This is a genomic window from Bacillus sp. GMs2/2 (genome assembly GCF_050172095.1).
Lineage (GTDB): Bacteria > Bacillota > Bacilli > Bacillales > Bacillaceae_G > Bacillus_A > Bacillus_A cereus.
The window spans coordinates 1-3,183 of the sequence record NZ_JBNLYE010000419.1; the positions used below are offsets into that span (position 1 = coordinate 1).

The following is a 3,183-nucleotide window of genomic DNA, read 5'->3' on the forward strand; positions in this document are numbered from 1 at the left end:
GGTTCGTAATGAATCAGTTTCAACATGAATTACAAACATTAAACCTTAATGATTATCAAACTGGTAATGTTGTGTATTGGGATCAACAACAAAGTCAATATCCATATTATTACATCCAAGGCGATGCACGTCGTTGTGGCGGATGCGGAGGTTGTGGTGGACGCTGTGGCGGTTGTGGCGGCGGCAGATGTGGTGGTTGCGTAGGTTGTGCCGGATGTTTTGGTTGCTTTAATTGCTGGAACTGGTGGATCATTTAAGTATAGAAGATCAAAACTATTTTACATGAAAGAAAGGTGTAAATACTGTTTATACTTTTCTTTCATGCTGTAATTTTGTATTAGGATTAAGGAGGATTTATTTGTATACATACGAAAAGTTGACTTCTTGGGTAGAGAATATAAAAGAAAAAAATCATAGTTCTGCTACAGCACTTTGTATTATAAAAAATAATAAAGTCGTATTAGAGCATTATAGCGGTTATCACTCAAATACAGCGACTAATAAAAAAGTAACTGCATCTTCGCAATTCAACGTTGCTTCTGCTAGAAAAAGTTATTTAGGATTAATGATAGCGTATGCGCTTTACGAGGGGAAAATAAACTCTATTGATGATGAAGCGATAAAATATTTTAAAGACTTTGATCCTGCATTGCTTGGTAAAACAACGATAAGACATTTAGTAACACATTCGCACGGATTAGAAGAAATGAATGACGGGACAATTTTTCGTGAATTTGAACCGGGACAAGCATGGGCATATAGAGATATTAATGTAAGAATGATGACACGTCTTATTTATCAGCTATATAACAAAAGTTTTCCTGAATTGTTAAAGGAGCGTGTTTTTAAGCCTGCTAATTTTCAAGAAACAGGTTGGAGTTCAGCGAGATGAAAATTTAGTTGGCGTTGTTAATAATCCAAATAAAGACGCAATTAGTGAAATTGGTACGGTAGATGACGGTACTGAAAAAAATCTGTTTGTCTCAGCTAGAGAATTTGCTTATTGGGGCAACCTTCATTTAAATCAAGGTGTGATAAACGGTAAGCAAATTGTTCCAAAAGAAGTTATAAAAATCGCTACGAGTTTGCAGAGTCCAACATATGTAAATAAAGAGCTACCACAAAATGGCTTGTTTTGGTTCGTTCAAAATGAATCTGCACAATTAAGCGAACTTGGTGAACGTGTTCCAAAAGGGTCATATCAAATATTAGGGATTACTGGACCGACTATTTTAGTAATACCTGAATATAATGTAGTTGTTGCAAAAATGTATAACAAAAGATATAACTACGGCGGTGATAATTACTTATATTATTTACGTGAATTTAGTAATTTAGTCGCTGATACATTTAGTAACGGTAATAGGGCATAATTACTCCTATAACAAAAAGGAGTGATTGTAAGTGAAAGATAAAGTGAACAAAAATAAAAAACAAAATATAAAAGATGTAAATACAGAGCAAAATGCAATTTATAGCGATCCTAAAGATGCAGCTAATATGCAAACTGTACCGCAGCCGAAGGATTTTGATGAAATCGAATATTAATTTTTCATCCGACTATATGATGAATGAAAAATACGTCTTAAGTCTCATCACATATAAGAAATTATTTGATAACATATATACATAAGCATTTGAAAATGGCTTATCTTAACAAAGCTTTCTTTAGAAACATCTGATATAACCTGCAAAAGACACTTCTTTATGAAGTGTCTTTTTGTGTATATGAACTTAATTACCATTTTCCGTACAGTATCTTGCAATTTACGATGGATATACTAACTGTGAAAATTCATGTCAAGATAAAAGAAGGGGACAGTTAGTATGAAACAAACTTCTATAAATCCGTTACTAATTGTTCTAGGTACAATCATTGTTCAAATTGGCCTTGGAACAATTTATACATGGAGTTTATTTAATCAACCCCTTGTAAGTAAGTTTGGATGGAATCTTAATTCGGTAGCGATAACTTTCTCCATAACAAGTTTTTCTTTATCATTCTCAACTTTATTTGCAGCAAAATTGCAGAAAAAATTAGGACTTCGGAAACTTATTGCTACTGCAGGAATTGTTTTAGGACTCGGCTTAATACTTAGTTCACAAGTTTCTTCCTTACCACTCTTATATTTATTAGCTGGTGTTGTTGTTGGTTATGCGGATGGAACAGCTTATATTACATCACTATCTAATTTAATTAAATGGTTTCCAAATCGGAAAGGGCTTATTTCAGGTATATCTGTATCAGCGTATGGAATGGGCAGCTTAATCTTTAGATATATAAACGGAAATCTTATCGATAACCTTGGTGTATCACAAGCATTCTTATATTGGGGTATTATCGTGTTACTTTTAGTGTTAATCGGATCGTGCTTCTTACGTGAGGCAATTGTAAGTAATGCTGTAACTGAAACATTACACAATGACTATACTCCGCGTGAAATGATGCGAACGAAACAAGTATATCTGCTATTTTTTATGTTATTCACCTCGTGTATGGGTGGTTTGTATTTAATCAGTATGGTAAAAGATATCGGCGTACAACTTGTTGGACTTAGCGCAGCAACCGCTGCAAACGCTGTTGCTATGATTGCAATCTTTAATACAGTAGGTAGAATCATTCTTGGGACGTTATCAGATAAAATCGGGCGAATGAAAATTGTCTCTGCAACGTTTATTATTATAGGTTTGTCAGTCTTTACTTTAAGTTTTATTCCGCTAAATTACGGAATCTATTTTGCTTGTGTAGCAAGTGTCGCCTTTTGCTTCGGCGGTAATATAACTATATTCCCAGCTATTGTCGGAGATTTCTTTGGATTAAAAAACCATAGTACAAATTATGGGATCGTCTACCAAGGTTTCGGATTTGGTGCGCTTGCAGGATCATTTATTGGAGCGATACTCGGAGGATTTCAACCAACCTTCATTATAATCGGTGTTTTAAGTGTTATTTCCTTCATTATTTCAATATTAATCCGCCCACCAAATGCAGAGAAGAAAAAGGAACTAAAACATTTACATCGGAAAGTAGCTTGATACTAAAAAGAGTCCTAATATAGGGCTCTTTTTTATGTAGAGAGAATAGAGTTATTTAATTTAAAATGAAATGATTTGAGAAGCAATAAAGTTGTTTATTTCTTGATGAACTAAGTAGCAGATACGTAGAATATTCATATTGTTTTA

General features: G+C 33.8%; 3 protein-coding genes and 1 pseudogene. All 4 read left to right on the forward strand.

Going from position 1 to position 3,183, the window contains the following annotated elements; translation table 11 throughout:
• Positions 1–8: 8 nt before the first annotated feature.
• The 4 genes and pseudogenes from ACQGS6_RS25375 (at position 9) to ACQGS6_RS25390 (ending at position 3,036) form a co-directional block, all read left to right on the forward strand.
• On the forward strand, positions 9–257 hold the full coding sequence (locus tag ACQGS6_RS25375) for a heterocycloanthracin/sonorensin family bacteriocin (RefSeq protein ID WP_001071345.1): 249 nt from the start codon (positions 9–11) through the stop codon (positions 255–257).
• Between the two features lie 101 nt (positions 258–358).
• Positions 359–1,373 (forward strand): annotated as a pseudogene (locus ACQGS6_RS25380) (serine hydrolase domain-containing protein).
• Between the two features lie 31 nt (positions 1,374–1,404).
• Positions 1,405–1,548: a hypothetical protein gene (locus tag ACQGS6_RS25385; protein WP_000653680.1), complete on the forward strand. Its 144-nt coding sequence runs from the start codon at positions 1,405–1,407 to the stop codon at positions 1,546–1,548.
• Between the two features lie 279 nt (positions 1,549–1,827).
• On the forward strand, positions 1,828–3,036 hold the full coding sequence (locus ACQGS6_RS25390) for an L-lactate MFS transporter (protein WP_000815126.1): 1,209 nt from the start codon (positions 1,828–1,830) through the stop codon (positions 3,034–3,036).
• Positions 3,037–3,183 lie beyond the last annotated feature (147 nt).